Source organism: Comamonas sp. FG99, from assembly GCF_057808605.1.
The window spans coordinates 22,656-37,234 of sequence record NZ_JBMDII010000048.1 but is presented as its reverse complement, the minus strand read 5'-3'; the positions used below and the strand labels follow the sequence as shown (position 1 = coordinate 37,234).

Annotated in this window: 15 protein-coding genes; 11 read left to right on the top strand and 4 right to left on the bottom strand. The window is 65.2% G+C overall.

Going from position 1 to position 14,579, the window contains the following annotated elements; translation table 11 throughout:
* Nucleotides 1-332: 332 nt before the first annotated feature.
* Together hemP and ykgO are read right to left on the bottom strand one after the other, a co-directional pair.
* Nucleotides 333-494, bottom strand: coding sequence for a hemin uptake protein HemP (hemP, locus tag ACODRX_RS23020; RefSeq protein ID WP_488873875.1), 162 nt, complete (start codon nt 492-494; stop codon nt 333-335).
* 143 nt (nt 495-637) lie between these two features.
* Nucleotides 638-787, bottom strand: coding sequence for a type B 50S ribosomal protein L36 (gene ykgO / locus ACODRX_RS23015; RefSeq protein ID WP_488873874.1), 150 nt, complete (start codon nt 785-787; stop codon nt 638-640).
* Between the two features lie 129 nt (nt 788-916).
* On the opposite strand from ykgO, the gene ACODRX_RS23010 reads away from it, so the two are divergent.
* Both ACODRX_RS23010 and ACODRX_RS23005 read left to right on the top strand, forming a co-directional pair.
* Entirely contained in the window at nt 917-2,161 is a 1,245-nt protein-coding gene (locus ACODRX_RS23010; protein WP_488873873.1) for an MFS transporter, read from the top strand.
* A gap of 76 nt (nt 2,162-2,237) precedes the next feature.
* Complete coding sequence (locus ACODRX_RS23005; RefSeq protein ID WP_488873872.1) at nt 2,238-2,810, top strand: peroxidase-related enzyme; 573 nt, start codon at nt 2,238-2,240, stop codon at nt 2,808-2,810.
* A gap of 96 nt (nt 2,811-2,906) precedes the next feature.
* Here ACODRX_RS23005 and ACODRX_RS23000 read toward each other — a convergent pair whose 3' ends face one another.
* The gene (locus ACODRX_RS23000) at nt 2,907-3,353 is read right to left on the bottom strand and encodes a CBS domain-containing protein (RefSeq protein WP_488873871.1); all 447 of its coding nucleotides are present in this window, start codon (nt 3,351-3,353) and stop codon (nt 2,907-2,909) included.
* A 119-nt stretch (nt 3,354-3,472) separates the two neighbouring features.
* Between ACODRX_RS23000 and ACODRX_RS22995 the strand changes: the two genes are divergently transcribed.
* A complete protein-coding gene (locus tag ACODRX_RS22995) occupies nt 3,473-4,771 on the top strand; it encodes an O-acetylhomoserine aminocarboxypropyltransferase (RefSeq protein WP_488873870.1) in 1,299 nt (432 codons plus the stop codon).
* A gap of 17 nt (nt 4,772-4,788) precedes the next feature.
* Nucleotides 4,789-5,604 carry an alpha/beta fold hydrolase gene (locus tag ACODRX_RS22990; protein ID WP_488873869.1) on the top strand — a complete coding sequence of 272 codons (816 nt, stop codon included), beginning with the start codon at nt 4,789-4,791 and terminating at the stop codon, nt 5,602-5,604.
* Between the two features lie 24 nt (nt 5,605-5,628).
* Here ACODRX_RS22990 and ACODRX_RS22985 read toward each other — a convergent pair whose 3' ends face one another.
* Nucleotides 5,629-6,900, bottom strand: coding sequence for a YihY family inner membrane protein (locus ACODRX_RS22985; RefSeq protein ID WP_488873868.1), 1,272 nt, complete (start codon nt 6,898-6,900; stop codon nt 5,629-5,631).
* A gap of 23 nt (nt 6,901-6,923) precedes the next feature.
* On the opposite strand from ACODRX_RS22985, the gene ACODRX_RS22980 reads away from it, so the two are divergent.
* From ACODRX_RS22980 to ACODRX_RS22950, 7 genes are all read left to right on the top strand, one after another.
* Entirely contained in the window at nt 6,924-7,349 is a 426-nt protein-coding gene (locus tag ACODRX_RS22980; protein ID WP_488873867.1) for a DUF2069 domain-containing protein, read from the top strand.
* The gene (locus ACODRX_RS22975; protein WP_488873866.1) at nt 7,342-8,787 is read left to right on the top strand and encodes an FAD-binding oxidoreductase; all 1,446 of its coding nucleotides are present in this window, start codon (nt 7,342-7,344) and stop codon (nt 8,785-8,787) included. The genes ACODRX_RS22980 and ACODRX_RS22975 overlap by 8 nt, the downstream gene beginning before the upstream one ends.
* 104 nt (nt 8,788-8,891) lie before the next feature.
* Nucleotides 8,892-9,710: a thymidylate synthase gene (locus ACODRX_RS22970; RefSeq protein WP_488873865.1), complete on the top strand. Its 819-nt coding sequence runs from the start codon at nt 8,892-8,894 to the stop codon at nt 9,708-9,710.
* A gap of 92 nt (nt 9,711-9,802) precedes the next feature.
* On the top strand, nt 9,803-10,936 hold the full coding sequence (locus ACODRX_RS22965; protein ID WP_488873864.1) for an acyltransferase family protein: 1,134 nt from the start codon (nt 9,803-9,805) through the stop codon (nt 10,934-10,936).
* Nucleotides 10,933-11,445 carry a dihydrofolate reductase gene (locus tag ACODRX_RS22960; RefSeq protein WP_488873863.1) on the top strand — a complete coding sequence of 171 codons (513 nt, stop codon included), beginning with the start codon at nt 10,933-10,935 and terminating at the stop codon, nt 11,443-11,445. Before ACODRX_RS22965 ends, ACODRX_RS22960 begins: the two co-directional genes overlap by 4 nt.
* 220 nt (nt 11,446-11,665) lie before the next feature.
* On the top strand, nt 11,666-13,366 hold the full coding sequence (locus ACODRX_RS22955) for an electron transfer flavoprotein-ubiquinone oxidoreductase (protein ID WP_488873862.1): 1,701 nt from the start codon (nt 11,666-11,668) through the stop codon (nt 13,364-13,366).
* 180 nt (nt 13,367-13,546) lie between these two features.
* Nucleotides 13,547-14,515, top strand: a complete 969-nt coding sequence (locus ACODRX_RS22950; protein ID WP_488873861.1) for an ABC transporter substrate-binding protein — start codon at nt 13,547-13,549, stop codon at nt 14,513-14,515.
* Nucleotides 14,516-14,579: the final 64 nt, after the last annotated feature.

Below are 14,579 nucleotides of genomic sequence, written 5' to 3'. Positions count from 1 at the left end.
CACAAAGCCAGGCCGAGCAAAGCGACGGCCCGTGTGGTTGGCCCACCCCATCTGGCTAGCCGCAGCTTCGGCTTGCTAAGTGAACGGCATTACCCCTCTCGGCGGGGCAGTGAGCAAGCGCGGGGAGCCACTTTTCATCGCCGGCCGCCCCATGGAACAAAGCAAAAGCCGCGCCATGAAGCGCGGCTCGGTGGCCGGCCGTGCTGCAATATCGCAGCCAGCGGCAAGGCGTGGGAAAAAACGCATGGCTGGCCGGCGTAACCGATGGCTAGCAAAAACGACCCGTGAAGGCCTGTGCGGCCTTCGGAGTCGCCCCACGATGAAACTTGGACCTATTTGGTCAGGATGAGCTTGCCCAGCTTGGTCGCCTGCAGCTTGTAGATGCAGCCGTTGTGCACGATCTGCACCGTCTTGTGGCCGCACAGCAGCGTGGCGCTGTCGAGGCTGGGCCCGGCGGCCTTGGCGGCCTGGGGGGCGAGTTCCACATCATCCAGCCGGAACACGATCGGCTCGAAGGACTGCGCCTGCTCGGCCTCGAAGGTCTGCGGCACCGCAGCCGCCGGCTTGGCGGCCGGGCGGCGGATATGCAGGGTGCGGCGGGCAACGGGAGCGGTCTGTACGGTATTCATCGGCCGGCTCACTTGCTGCGCTGGTTCTTCGCGCCGCCCTGGCGGGCCTTGAAGCGCGGGTTGGACTTGCAGATCACATAGGTGCGGCCACGGCGCGTGACAACCTGGCAATCGCGGTGGCGTTGCTTGGCTTCCTTCAGGGAAGAGAGAACTTGCATAGAACAATGGAATGGAGAGTTGGCGAGAAGCGGAATGCAGTGTAGCATCAAATGCGATTGATTATCATTTATTGAATATTGATCCATGGCAAGAACCACTGTTACACCACCGCCATTGCGAGGACTCCCATGAATTCCAGCACCCCTACTTCGGGCCCCAGCGGCACGCCCTCCCCCGGACCTGCGGCGGATGCCTTCAGCATCAAGCCACTGATGTTCGAGACCTTTGCCTGCACGCTGGCGATGATGTCCTTCGTAGCGCTGATCGGGCCGATTGCGCGGCTGCTCGGCCTGCTGCCCTGGCAGGCCGGGCTGGCCGTGACGGTGGGCGGCATCGCCTGGGCGCTGTTCGCGCGCCGCTGGGGCGCGGCCAGCGACCGGCTGGGGCGGCGGCGCATCATGCTGCGGGGGCTGGGCGGCTTCGTGCTGTCGTATGTGGCCTTGTGCGTGTTCATCGTGGCGGCGCTGCGCCATCCGCCGCCGCTGTGGCTGGCCTTTGGCGGCGTGGTGCTGCTGCGCGGCGTGGCGGGCGGCTTCTACGCCGCGGTGCCGGCCACCGGCGCGGCGCTGATCGCCGACCATGTGCCGCCGCGCCAGCGGGCCGGCGCCATGGCCATGCTGGGCGCCGCCAGCGGCATCGGCATGGTGGCAGGGCCCGGCATGGCGGGCGCGCTGGCCGCGTACAGCCTGGAGCTGCCGCTGTTCATCACCGCCGCCCTGCCCCTGGTTTCGCTGGCGGTGCTGTGGCGCTGGCTGCCGCGCGGCGAGCGCCATGCGGCGCCGGATGCGGCCGCGCTGAAAATCAGCGATGCGCGTCTGCGCCGCCCGCTGGCGATGGCCTTCGCGGCGATGTTCAGCGTGATCGTCGCGCAGGTGGTGGTGGGATTTTTCGCGCTGGACCGGCTGCACCTGGATGCCACGGCCGCGGCCAGCGCCGCGGGCATGGCCCTGACGGCGGCCGGGGTGGCGCTGATCCTGGCGCAGCTGCTGGTGCGCGGCCTGGGCTGGCCGCCGCAGCGGCTGATCCGCATCGGCTGCGCGGTATCGGCCGTCGGCTTCGGCTCGGTGCTGTTCGCCACCAGCAGCACCGCCTTGTGGCTGGGCTATTTCGTCTCGGCGGCCGGCATGGGCTGGGTGTTCCCCTCGGTCACCGCGCTGGCCGCCAATGCGGTGAATGCGAACGAGCAAGGCGCGACCGCCGGCACCATCGCCGCCGCGCAGGGCTTGGGCATAATCGCCGGGCCGCTGGCGGGCACGCTGGTCTATGGCATCGATCCAGGCGCACCGTATGCGCTGGTCGCGCTGCTGCTGGCCCTGGCGGCGCTGTGGCCGGCACGCCCCCTTGCGCCCGGCGTGGCGGCGGCAGAGCACTGAGCCGGCATGGCCCTGGCCCCGGCAGGCACTCTGGTGGTGGTATGGTTGCCGTCGATGTATTTTCAGGAGACATTTCGTGAACCGCTACCCCCTCCCCGACCTCAACACCTTGCCGGCCGACATCCGCCAGCGCATCCTTGAAGTGCAGGAAAAGGCCGGCTTCATTCCCAATGTGTTCCTGGCCTTCGCGCGGCGGCCGGCCGAGTGGCGCGCCTTCTTCGCCTACCACGATGCGCTGATGCTCAAGGAGGAAGGCTCGCTCACCAAGGGCGAGCGCGAGATGATCGTCACCGCCACCAGCGCGCACAACCAGTGCCTGTACTGCGTGGTGGCGCACGGTGCGCTGGTGCGCATCTACGAGAAGCAGCCGCTGCTGGCCGACCAGCTGGCGGTGAACTGGCGCAAGGCAGACATCACGCCGCGCCAGCGCGCGATGCTCGACTTTGCCATGAAGGTTTGCACCCGTTCGCAAGAGATAGCCGATGCGGATTTCGACGCGCTGCATGCGCATGGCTTCGACGACGAGGATATCTGGGACATCGCCGCGATCACCGCCTTCTTTGGGCTGTCGAACCGCATGGCCAGCTTCGCCGGCATGCAGCCCAATCCGGAGTTCTTCATGATGGGCCGGCTGCCGCGGCAGAAATAGGCCACCAAGCAGGCCGCCAGGAACATGCCCCAAAAGCAAAGGGTGGCCATGCCACCCTTTGCTTTTGGGGCGCATGCCTGTGCCTGGAGCGGATGGCTACTCGTTGTCGCCCGCCGGCCAGTCGCGGATATAGGCCTTGAGCATCTTGTTCTCGAAGTTCTGGCTGTCCACCACGGCCTTGGCCACGTCGTAGAAGCTGATCACGCCCATCAGCATCTTGTTGTCCATCACCGGCATGTAGCGGGCGTGGCGCTCCAGCATCATGTGGCGCACCTCGTCGAGCTCGGTCTCCAGCGCGCAGGTCAGCGGTGCCTTGTCCATGGCATCGCGCACCAGCTGGCTGCCCGCGCTGCCGCCGTTCTTGACGATGTTGAAGATGACTTCGCGGAAGGTCAGCATGCCCACCAGGTTGCCATGGTCCATCACCACCAGCGAGCCGATGTCCTTGTCGGCCATGGTTTCGATGGCGGTGCTCAATGGCTCGTCCATGTTCACGGTGTACAAGGTATTGCCCTTGACGCGCAGGATGTCACTGACTTTCATGGCCTATCTCCCAAAAATCCTAGGTAGTGCGGCAGCGGTTCGCATGTCTGACTATGCACAAATATAGCCGACAATCCGTGGCAGTTCACACGAGTCGCACGAATCAGAGGAGACTTTGCATGCCCGGATTTTCCGACCCCGGCTTCGACACGCTGAGCCTGCACGCCGGCGCCAGCCCCGACCCCGCAACCGGGGCCCGCGCCGTGCCCATCCACCTGACGACTTCGTTCGTCTTCGAATCCAGCGACCATGCGGCCAGCCTGTTCAACCTGGAGCGGCCCGGCCATGTCTACAGCCGGCTGAGCAACCCCACCAATGCGGTGCTGGAGCAGCGCGTGGCGGCGCTGGAGGGCGGCGTGGGCGCGATCGCGGTGGCCAGCGGCCAGGCCGCGCTGCATCTGGCGATCGCCACGCTGATGGGCGCGGGCAGCCACATCGTGGCCAGCACGGCGCTGTATGGCGGCAGCCAGAACCTGCTGCACTACACGCTGCGCCGCTTCGGCATCGAGACCAGCTTCGTTGCGCCCGGCGACATCGATGGCTGGCGCGCCGCCGTGCGCCCCAATACCAAGCTGTTCTTCGGCGAGACCGTGGGCAATCCGGGGCTGGAGGTGCTGGACATCCCCACGGTGAGCGCCATCGCCCACGAGGCCGGGGTGCCGCTGCTGGTGGACTCGACCCTCACCTCGCCCTGGCTGGTCAAGCCCTTCGAGCACGGCGCCGACCTGGTCTACCACTCGGCCACCAAGTTCCTCTCGGGCCATGGCACGGTGATTGGCGGCATCGTGGTCGATGGCGGCAGCTTCGACTGGGAAAAGAGCGGCAAATTCCCCGAGCTGACCCAGCCCTACGACGGCTTTCACGGCATGGTCTTCAGCGAAGAGAGCACGGTCGGCGCCTTCTTGCTGCGCGCCCGCCGCGAGGGCCTGCGCGATTTTGGCGCCTGCATGAGCCCGCACACCGCCTGGCTGATCCTGCAGGGCATAGAGACCCTGGCGCTGCGCATGGAGCGGCACATGCGCAATACCGAAAAGGTGGTGCAGTTCCTGGCCAGTCATCCGCTGGTTGGCCGCGTGGGCCATCCCATGCTCGAATCCCACCCGTCTCACGCACTGGCCCAAAAGCTGATGCCGCGCGGCGCGGGCTCGGTGTTCAGCTTCGACATCGCCGGCAGCCGCAGCCAGGGCAAAAAGTTCATCGAGGCGCTCAAGCTCTTCAGCCACCTGGCCAATGTGGGCGACTGCCGCTCGCTGGTGATCCACCCGGCCAGCACCACGCATTTCCGCATGACGGACGAGGCGCTGGCGCAGGCCGGCATTGGCCAGGGCACGATACGCCTGTCGATCGGCCTGGAGGATGCCGACGACCTGATCGACGATCTCAAGCGCGCGCTCAAGGCCGCGGAAAAAGCGGCCTAGCCAAGGAGGAGCCCTGCATGTTCATCGACGTCAACGGCAGCCGCCTCTACGCCTACACCGGCGGCAAGCCCTTCAACCCCGAGCGGCCCACGGCCATCTTCATCCATGGCGTGCTGTGCGACCACAGCGTCTGGGCGCTGCAAAGCCGCTATCTCGCCAATCATGGCTGGAACGTGCTGGCCCTTGACCTGCCCGGCCACTGCAGGAGCGGCGGCGAAGCGCCGAAGTCCGTCGAAGCGGCGGCGGATTTCATAGCTCAGCTGATGGACTCTGCCGGCATACGGCAGGCCGCGCTGATCGGCCACAGCTGGGGCAGCCTGATCGCGATGGAGGCCGCGGCCCGCCTGAAGGAGCGCATCAGCCACCTGGTGCTGGTGGGCACGGCCGCGCCGATGAAGGTCTCGCCCGCGCTGCTGGACCTGGCCCTGAGCGCCCCCGAGAAGGCCATCGCCATGGTGCAGACCTTCTCGCGCGCCACGCTGTCGCCACCGGGCGGCGCGGGCAGCTGGGTGTTCGGCGCCGGCACGGCCCTGGGCCGGCGTGTGCTGGCCAGCAATGCCGCGACCAATCTGCTGCACGCCGGTTTTCTGGCCTGCGACAGCTACGCGGGCGGCGAAGCCGCCATGGGCGCGCTGGCCTGCCCGGTGCTTTTCGTGCTGGGCGAGCAGGACCAGATGACCCCACCCAAGGCTGCCAGGGGGCTGATCGACGCCGCCAAGGCAGCGGGCAGGCAGCCCCGGGTGCAGACGATTCCCCACGGCCACAACCAGATGAGCGAGTCGCCGGACGAGACGCTGTTCGCGATCCGGGATTTCCTGCAGCAAGGCAATTGACGCCAAACGCTCAACGCATAACGCTCAACGTTTCTGCAGCACGTCGATCAGCATCAGCTGGTCCAGCCCGCAGTGCCACCACAGCGCATCGGTGGCGCCGTTGTGCTCCAGCAGCAGGGTCTCGAACAGCGGTTGGGCCCGCGTGGCCGCGGGGTCGATCAGCAGCAGGTAGCGCAGCTCGCTGTCCACCGGCAGCGCGGCCCCGTCCTGCACGTCGGCCACCGCGCCCACCCAGTCGAGCTGGGTCAGCACCTCCAGCGGGCGGCGCAGCTGCCCCTCTTCCACCCCCAGCCGCGCGGCCAACCCGTGCAGGCGCAGGCCCTTCTCGGGCAAGAAGCGCACCTGGCCCAGGGCCTGCAGCGCTTCGAGCGCGAGCTGGAAATCCCAGCTCTGCGCCGTGGGCAGGCGGTGCACGCCTGCCAGCACGCTGGGCAGGTAGGCGGCGACCACCGCGCCCAGCAGCACGATCACCCAGGCCACATAGATCCACACCAGCAGGATGGGCAAGGTGGCGAAGGTGCCATAGATCATCGAGTACACCGGCACGCTCGTCAGGTACAGCCCCAGCACCTTCTTGGCCAGCTCGATGCCGAGCGCGACGAACACGCCGCCGGCCAGCGCGAAGCGCCAGGGCACGTGGGTGTTGGGCACGTAGCGGTACATCGCGCTCATGCCCAGCGCCATCAGCACGAACTCGATCGAGTCGAACAGCAGCCGCAGCAGCAGGGGCATGGCGCCGAACATGCTGCGCGACGCGGCCACCGCCGACGAGGTCAGCGCCAGGCTCAGGCCCAGCACCACCGGCCCCAGCGTGATCGCGGCCCAGTAGATCAGCACGCGCTGGCCCAGCGGGCGCAGGCGCGGCACGCGCCAGATGGCGTTGAGCGTGCGGTCGATGGTCAGGATCAGCGCCAGCGCCGTCACCAGCAGCGCGCTCAGGCCCGCCAGCCCGAGCCGGCTGGCCTTGCTGGAGAACTGGGTCACATAGTCGAGCACCTGGTTGGCGATGGTGGCCGGTATCAGGCTGCTGACCAGCCAGCGCTGCAGCACGCCCTCGACCTGCGCAAAGATGGGAAAGGCGGTGAACAGCGCCAGCGCCACGGTCACGAAAGGCACCAGCGCCAGCAGCGTGGTGAAAGTGAGGCTGCTCGCGGTCAGCCCCAGGCGATCCTCGCGAAAGCGCACGCGCAAGGTGTTGGCGGTGGTGGCCCAGGGAAAGCCCGCCAGCCGCTCCAGCCCCTGGGCCAGGCGCCCCGCCAGGCGGCCGGAAGCTTCTCGTTCCTTATCTTCAGTCATATGGCCGCTATGATGCCAGCCTCATGCCGACGAATTCTGTAACTATTGTTGAGCCCAGCGCCCGTGCGCTGGGTACGCAGTGGCTGGCCGTGGGCGCCCTGGGCGCGCTGCTGCTGCTGTGCCTGGCCTGGGAGCTGTGGCTGGCGCCGCTGCGCCCGGGCGGCTCGTGGCTGGCGCTCAAGGCGCTGCCGCTGGCGCTGCCGCTGGCCGGGCTGCTCAAGCGCCGCATGTATACCTTTCGCTGGCTGAGCCTATTGGTCTGGCTGTACTTTAGCGAGGGTGTGGTGCGCGCCTGGAGCGACCGCGCTCCCAGCCGTTGGCTGGCCCTGGCCGAGATCGCGCTGTGCCTGCTGCTGTTCATCGCCTGCACGCTGCATGTGCGCTGGCGCCTGCGCAGCGCCAAGGCATCCCGAACCCGATACCGAGATACCGAGAACTGCAATGAGTGATACGTCGAACCTGCTTGCCGCCCTGCGCCAGATCGTGGGCGATGCCCATGTGCTGACCGAGGGCGATCTGACCGCCTACGAACAAGACTGGCGCCGCCGCGAGCGCGGCCGCGCGCTGGCCGTGGTGCGCCCGGCCAGCACCGAGCAGGTGGCGGCGGTGGTCAAGGCCTGCGCCGCGAACGGCACCGCCATCGTGCCGCAGGGCGGCAACACCGGCCTGGTTGTGGGCTCCATCCCCGATGCCTCGGGCACCCAGGTGCTGCTGAGCCTCACCCGCATGAACGCCATCCGCGCCTTCGACAAGGACAACCTGACCTTCACCGTCGAGGCCGGCTGCATACTGCAGACGCTGCAGGAGGCGGCCGAGCGCGAGGGCTACCTGTTTCCGCTGTCGCTGGCGGCCGAGGGCAGTTGCACCATCGGCGGCAACCTGGGTACCAATGCCGGCGGCACCCAGGTGGTGCGCTATGGCAACACCCGCGAGCTGTGCCTGGGGCTGGAGGTGGTGAACGCGCAGGGCGAGGTCTGGAACGGCCTCAAGGGCCTGCGCAAGGACAATACCGGCTACGACCTGCGCAACCTGATGATCGGCAGCGAAGGCACGCTCGGGATCATCACCGCCGCGACGATGAAGCTCTACCCGCTGCCCGCCAGCCAGCTCACCGCCTGGGCGGCGGTGCCGTCGATGGAGGCCGCGGTCGAGCTGCTGGGCCTGGCGCACCGCTACCTGGGCGCGGGCCTGACCGGCTTCGAGGTGATGAACCGCTTTGCGCTGACCCTGGTGCACAAGCACATGCCGCAGCTGCGCGTGCCCTTTATCGACAACGAGGACTACCCCTACGCCGTGGTGCTGGAGAACTCCGACAGCGAATCCGAGGCCCATGCCCGCGAGCGCTTTGAGGCGCTGATGGAGGCGGCCTTCGAGCAGGGCTGCGTGCTGGATGCGGTGGTGGCCGAGAACCTCTCGCAGGCGCACAACCTGTGGCATATCCGCGAAAGCGTGCCGCTGGCCCAGGCTGAAGAGGGGCTGAACATCAAGCACGACATCTCGGTGCCGATCTCGCGCATCCCGGCCTTCGTGGCGCATGCCGAGGCCCTGCTCGCGCGCGAGATCGCCGGCATGCGCCTGGTGAACTTCGGCCACCTGGGCGACGGCAACCTGCACTTCAACGTGCAGGCGCCCGCGGGCGCCGACGGCCCGGCCTTCCTGCGCGAGCGCGAGCACGAGGTCAACCACCTGGTCTACGATGCGGTGGCCGAGTTCGGCGGCTCGATCTCGGCCGAGCACGGCATAGGCGCGCTCAAGGCCGACACCTTGCCGCAGTACCAGTCGCCGGTGGCACTGGCGATGATGCAGGCCATCAAGCAGGCGCTGGACCCGCAGGGCATCCTCAACCCGCAGTGCATGCTGCGCCGCGGCATGCCGGCTGCTGAATAAAACAATAGCTGCTAGCGATTTACCGTTAACGTTTTTCATATGAAAACTATCGGAAAATATTAACCAGAAAGCGCTAAAAGCTCACTTTTTTGCTAGTTACTCGCATGACCACACCGCCCCGCCCCGCCCCGTCGACCTACGAAGACTTCATGCGCCACGTCTACACCCATGGCGTGGCCAAGACCGACCGCACCGGCACCGGCACCAAGAGCGTGTTCGGCTACCAGATGCGCTTCGATCTGGGCCAGGGCTTTCCGCTGGTGACCACCAAGAAGGTGCACCTCAAGTCCATCATCCTGGAGCTGCTGTGGTTTTTGCGCGGCGACAGCAATGTGCGCTGGCTGCAGGAGCGCGGCTGCACCATCTGGGACGAGTGGGCGCGCGCGGACGGCGGCCTCGGGCCGGTCTACGGCGTGCAGTGGCGCAGCTGGCCCCGGGCCGACGGCACCCACATCGACCAGATCGCCCAGGTGGTCGAGCAGCTCAAAAGCAACCCCGACAGCCGGCGCATCATCGTCAGCGCCTGGAACGTGGCCGAGCTCTCCGAGATGGCGCTGATGCCTTGCCACGCCTTCTTCCAGTTCTACGTGGCCGAGGGCAAGCTCAGCTGCCAGCTCTACCAGCGCAGCGCCGACATCTTCCTGGGCGTGCCCTTCAACATTGCCAGCTACGCGCTGCTGACCCATATGCTGGCCCAGCAATGCGCGCTGGAAGTGGGCGACTTCATCTGGACCGGCGGCGACTGCCACATCTACAACAACCACTTCGAGCAGGTCGAGACCCAGCTCGCGCGCCAGCCACTGCCGCTGCCGCGGCTGCAGATCAGGCGCCGCCCGGCATCGATCTTCGACTACGAGTACGAGGACTTCGAGGTGCTGGACTACCAGCACCACCCGGCCATCAAGGCGCCGGTGGCGGTGTAGGAATAGGCGCGCGCCTTGCCGCCGCCAGAGATGCCAGAGATGCCGGGTGCTCAATGCCCGGCGGCTTCTAGAATGCAGCCACGCTCTCTGCGATGCTGCCACTGGAGGGTGCCCACCTGATTGCCAGGCGCCAGGCCCCATTCCGAATGATTGAATATATACAAGTACTTCGCTTCATAGCGGCAATCTGGGTCGCCATTTTTCATGCGAAGCAATGCGCGTTTTTCCCGCAGCCCCCCCAATGGCTTGAATCAATCATCAATGCCGGCTATGCGGGCGTGGATATATTCTTCGTCATCAGCGGCGCCATCATGGCGCACTCAAGCACGAACTCCACGCATGGCCCCAAAACTGCGGCACAATTCCTGCTAACCCGTTTCTCTCGCATCTATACAGGCTGGTGGCCAGCAATGCTGATGTATTTTTTATTTTTCAAAATTACACAGCAAACCAGCCCTCAGACCGACCTTGCTGCATCACTCATCCTCTACCCCGCACCACTGCCCAGCCTGATTATTGTTGTAATTTGGTCATTGACGTTTGAGCTATATTTTTATGCAATAATCTCCCTGGGACTGCTGGCAACGCCAAAAAAAAGAAGCATATTACTCAAGTCCTGGGCCTTGCTGATTTTTCTCAGCAATATCTTACTACTATACTATCGACAAAAATCAAACAAGTCCATACCAATAGATTGGCTGGAAATAATATATGTAGCGCCAATAACTCTTGAATTTTTCATGGGTTATTTTCTTTACCGTTTTATATCAAAGAGCCCAAACCTCAAATGGCCTGCCTGGGGTGGGTTTTTGATAATTTCTTGCTCAGCCATATTTTATTTTTCCAACCATTTCTCCGACAGAGATCATGGATTGGCAGGTTATTATTATTGGCCGGAGCGCACGATCTTGATCGGCCTCGCCTCCACGGCGGCAGTCGGGCTGGCGCTGAAAATTACCCCGCCAAAAACAAAATTAATACTTATTCTCTCTCGGCTGGGGAATTATTCATACGCAATTTACCTTCTTCATATTCTCGTCTTCAATGTAAGCTCCATCTTCCTGCAATGGATAAATAAAGCCCAGGATCAGCGGCCCGCTATAATACTGGCTGTTTTTACATTGTTGATCGTGCTGTCAGCCATATACCATCGCTGTGTGGAGCAGCCACTTTATCTATTCTTCCGTCGCAGAATTAGCCGACACCTAGGCCAAACTTCGCAATGATCCATCTCATCTACGCGCGCGCCCGCAACGGCGTGATCGGCAAGGACAACCGCATGCCCTGGCACCTGCCGGAGGACATGGCGCACTTCAGGCAGCGCACCGCGGGCAGCGCCGTCATCATGGGGCGCAAGACCTGGGACTCGCTGCCGCCGCGCTTTCGCCCGTTGCCGGGCCGGCGCAATATCGTGCTCACCCGCCAGCGCGACTGGCAGGCCGAAGGCGCGCAGGCGGCCCATTCGCTGGAGCAGGCCCTGGCCGCAGCCGGCTCTGGCGGCCAGCCCGTCTGGGTCATCGGCGGCGCCGAGCTGTATGCGCAGGCGCTGCCGCTGGCCGATGCGCTGGCGGTCACCGAGATCGAGCAGGATTTCGATGGCGATGCCTTCGCGCCGCCGCTCGGCGATGCCTGGGCCGAAATCAGCCGCGAACGCCATACCAGCAGCAATGGGCTGCAGTTCAGCTTCGTCGAATACCGGCGCAAGCCCGCTGCAAGCCATCCGAACATCACCTAACAATCGATTGGTGACATTCACTTTTCATAGCATCTCGGCTTCCGTTGGCCTGATCTGTGGCCGCCTCAGGCAAGCGATGCGGGTGTTTCATTGGTACTAACCCCAGGTTTCTACTAACTCCCGCAGTGCAGCATCGCCCTAAAATCGACTGGATGTGCCTGTAGCAGGCAAGCGCCGCGCCCAGCGAGCCCACAAGATTATTTTTCTCCCCGGAGCCCCGATGACCAACGAAGAAATACTGGCCCAGTTCGGCCCCCGCGAAGCGATGGAATACGACGTAGTGATCGTCGGCGGGGGCCCCGGCGGCCTGGCCACCGCGATCCGCCTCAAGCAGCTCGCGGCAGAGAAGGGAACGGACGTTTCGGTCGTGGTGCTCGAAAAGGGCTCCGAGCCCGGCGCCCACATCCTCTCCGGGGCGATCATGGACCCGCGCGCTCTGACCGAGCTGATCCCCGACTGGAAGGAAAAAGGCGCTCCGCTGACGCAGCCCGTCACCGACGACGCGATGATCTTTCTGAGCGAAAAGTCAGGCTTTCGCACGCCCAACTTCCTGCTGCCGGCGTGCTTCCAGAACCACGGCAACTACATCGTGCGCCTGGGCTTCGTCACCAAGTGGCTGGCCGACCAGGCCGAGGCGCTGGGCGTGGAGATCTTCCCCGGCTTCGCCGCCGCCGAGGTGCTGTACAACGACGATGGCTCGGTCAAGGGCGTGGCCACCGGCAACATGGGCGTGGGCAAGGATGGCGAGCCCACGGACGACTTCCAGCTCGGCATGGAGCTGCATGCCAAGTACACCATCTTCGCCGAAGGCGCGCGCGGCAACCTGGGCAAGCAGCTGATCGCGCGCTTCAAGCTCGACGCCGGCAAGGACCCGCAGACCTACGGCATCGGCGTCAAGGAGCTGTGGGAGATCGACCCCCAGCGCCACCAGCCCGGCTTCGTGATGCACACTGCCGGCTGGCCCATGGACAACCACACCTACGGCGGCGCCTTCCTCTACCACCTGGACGACAACCTGGTCACGCTGGGCTTCATCACCGGCCTGGACTACAGCAACCCGTATCTCTCGCCTTTCGAGGAGATGCAGCGCTGGAAGACCCATCCCAACATCCGCTACTACCTCGAAGGCGACGAGTCCAAGGGCATCAAGCCGGCCAAGCGCCTGTCGTACGGTGCGCGCGCCATCACCGCCGGCGGCCTGCTGTCGCTGCCCAAGACCATCTTCCCCGGCGGCGCGCTGGTGGGCTGCGACGCCGGCTACCTGAACGTCAGCCGCATCAAGGGCAGCCACGCCGCGATCAAGACCGGCATGCTGGCAGCCGAAGCCGCCTACGATGCCATCGTGGCCGGCCGCCAGCACGACGAGCTCACCGCCTACCCCGCGGCCTTCGAGAAGAGCTGGCTGCATGAAGAGCTCAACAAGAGCCGCAACTTCAAGGCCTGGTTCAAGAAGGGCCTGGTCACCGCCACCGTGATGAACGGCATCGAGCAGTTCGTGCTCAAGGGCAATATCCCCTGGACGCTGCACCGCGACAAGCCCGACCACGCCTACCTCAAGCCGGCCGCCGAGTGCAAGCCGATCGAGTACCCCAAGCCGGACGGCAAGCTCACCTTCGACCGCCTCTCCAGCGTGTTCATCAGCAACACCAACCATGCCGAGAACCAGCCCTCGCACCTGACGCTCAAGGATGCGAGCGTGCCGGTCAACATCAACCTGGCCAAGTACGCCGGGCCCGAGAGCCGTTTCTGCCCGGCCGGGGTCTACGAGTTCGTGCCCGATGAGACCCAGGGCGACCAGCGCCTGCAGATCAACGCGCAGAACTGCGTGCACTGCAAGACCTGCGACATCAAGGACCCGACGCAGAACATCGTCTGGGTCACGCCCGAAGGCGGCGGCGGCCCGAACTACTCGGGCATGTAACCCCTCCACGGCCACCGCAAGGTGGCCGTTTTTCCTGGGCTGGCGCCGCATCGCAACTAGGGATTCCGATATACGCTTAATGTATCTTGCAGGCGATACCGGGTGTAGACTGCTGCCACTTTGGTGCCGGGTCGAAACCCGCACGTCCGTTCAACTTTCACGTCTTGTGGAGATACGCATATGAAGCAACTGGCCTGGGCTCCCCTGGGTGCGCTCGCGCTGGCAATCGCCGCCATCGCCCCCGCGCAAGCGGCTGATCAGAAATCGGTGGCGGTGACCGCCATCGTCGAGCACCCGGCGCTCGATGCCGTGCGCGACGGCGTGCAGGCAGCGCTCAAGGCCGAGGGCTTCGAGTCTGGCAAGAACCTCAAGTGGCAGTACCAGAGCGCCCAGGGCAACACCGGCACCGCCGCGCAGATCGCGCGCAAGTTCGTTGGCGACAAGCCCGACGTGATCGTCGCCATCGCCACCCCCTCGGCCCAGGCCGTGGTGGCCGCCACCAAGAGCGTGCCGGTGGTGTTCTCCGCCGTGACCGACCCCGTCGTCGCCAAGCTGGTGCCGAGCTGGGAGCCCTCCAAGACCAACGTGACCGGCGTGTCCGACCTGCTGGCGCTGGACAAGCAGATGGAACTGCTCAAGAAGGTGGTGCCGGGTGCCAAGCGCGTGGGCATGGTCTACAACCCCGGCGAGGCCAACTCCACCGTGGTGGTCAAGGAGCTCAAGGCCCTGCTGCCCAAGATGGGCATGACCCTGGTGGAGGCCGCCGCGCCCCGCTCGGTGGATGTCGGCAGCGCCGCGCGCAGCCTGGTCGGCAAGGCCGATGTGATCTACACCAACACCGACAACAACGTGGTGTCGGCCTACGAATCGCTGGTCAAGGTGGGCCAGGAATCCAAGCTGCCGCTGGTGGCCTCGGACACCGACTCGGTGGGCCGCGGCGCGGTGGCCGCGCTGGGCATCAACTACCGCGACCTGGGCGAGCAGACCGGCCGCATGGTGGCGCGCATCCTCAAGGGCGACAAGCCCGGCGACATCAAGCCCGAAGTCTCCACCAAGATGGAACTCTTCGTGAACCCCGGCGCCGCAGAGAAGCAGGGCGTGAAGCTGTCGGACGAGCTGATCAAGTCGGCCACCAAGGTCGTCCAGTAAAAATCATGAGCAGCCGGCGCTTGCACCATCCGTGCAAGCCGGCTATTGACATCACAGCCCCGCC

Coding starts and splice junctions, on each gene's coding strand:
- ykgO (WP_488873874.1), bottom strand. CDS start 787: ATGCAAGTTCTCTCTTCCCTGAAGGAAGCCAAGCAACGCCACCGCGAT.
- ACODRX_RS23010 (WP_488873873.1), top strand. CDS start 917: ATGAATTCCAGCACCCCTACTTCGGGCCCCAGCGGCACGCCCTCCCCC.
- ACODRX_RS23000 (WP_488873871.1), bottom strand. CDS start 3,353: ATGAAAGTCAGTGACATCCTGCGCGTCAAGGGCAATACCTTGTACACC.
- ACODRX_RS22995 (WP_488873870.1), top strand. CDS start 3,473: ATGCCCGGATTTTCCGACCCCGGCTTCGACACGCTGAGCCTGCACGCC.
- ACODRX_RS22990 (WP_488873869.1), top strand. CDS start 4,789: ATGTTCATCGACGTCAACGGCAGCCGCCTCTACGCCTACACCGGCGGC.
- ACODRX_RS22985 (WP_488873868.1), bottom strand. CDS start 6,900: ATGACTGAAGATAAGGAACGAGAAGCTTCCGGCCGCCTGGCGGGGCGC.
- ACODRX_RS22980 (WP_488873867.1), top strand. CDS start 6,924: ATGCCGACGAATTCTGTAACTATTGTTGAGCCCAGCGCCCGTGCGCTG.
- ACODRX_RS22975 (WP_488873866.1), top strand. CDS start 7,342: ATGAGTGATACGTCGAACCTGCTTGCCGCCCTGCGCCAGATCGTGGGC.
- ACODRX_RS22970 (WP_488873865.1), top strand. CDS start 8,892: ATGACCACACCGCCCCGCCCCGCCCCGTCGACCTACGAAGACTTCATG.
- ACODRX_RS22965 (WP_488873864.1), top strand. CDS start 9,803: ATGCTGCCACTGGAGGGTGCCCACCTGATTGCCAGGCGCCAGGCCCCA.
- ACODRX_RS22960 (WP_488873863.1), top strand. CDS start 10,933: ATGATCCATCTCATCTACGCGCGCGCCCGCAACGGCGTGATCGGCAAG.
- ACODRX_RS22955 (WP_488873862.1), top strand. CDS start 11,666: ATGACCAACGAAGAAATACTGGCCCAGTTCGGCCCCCGCGAAGCGATG.
- ACODRX_RS22950 (WP_488873861.1), top strand. CDS start 13,547: ATGAAGCAACTGGCCTGGGCTCCCCTGGGTGCGCTCGCGCTGGCAATC.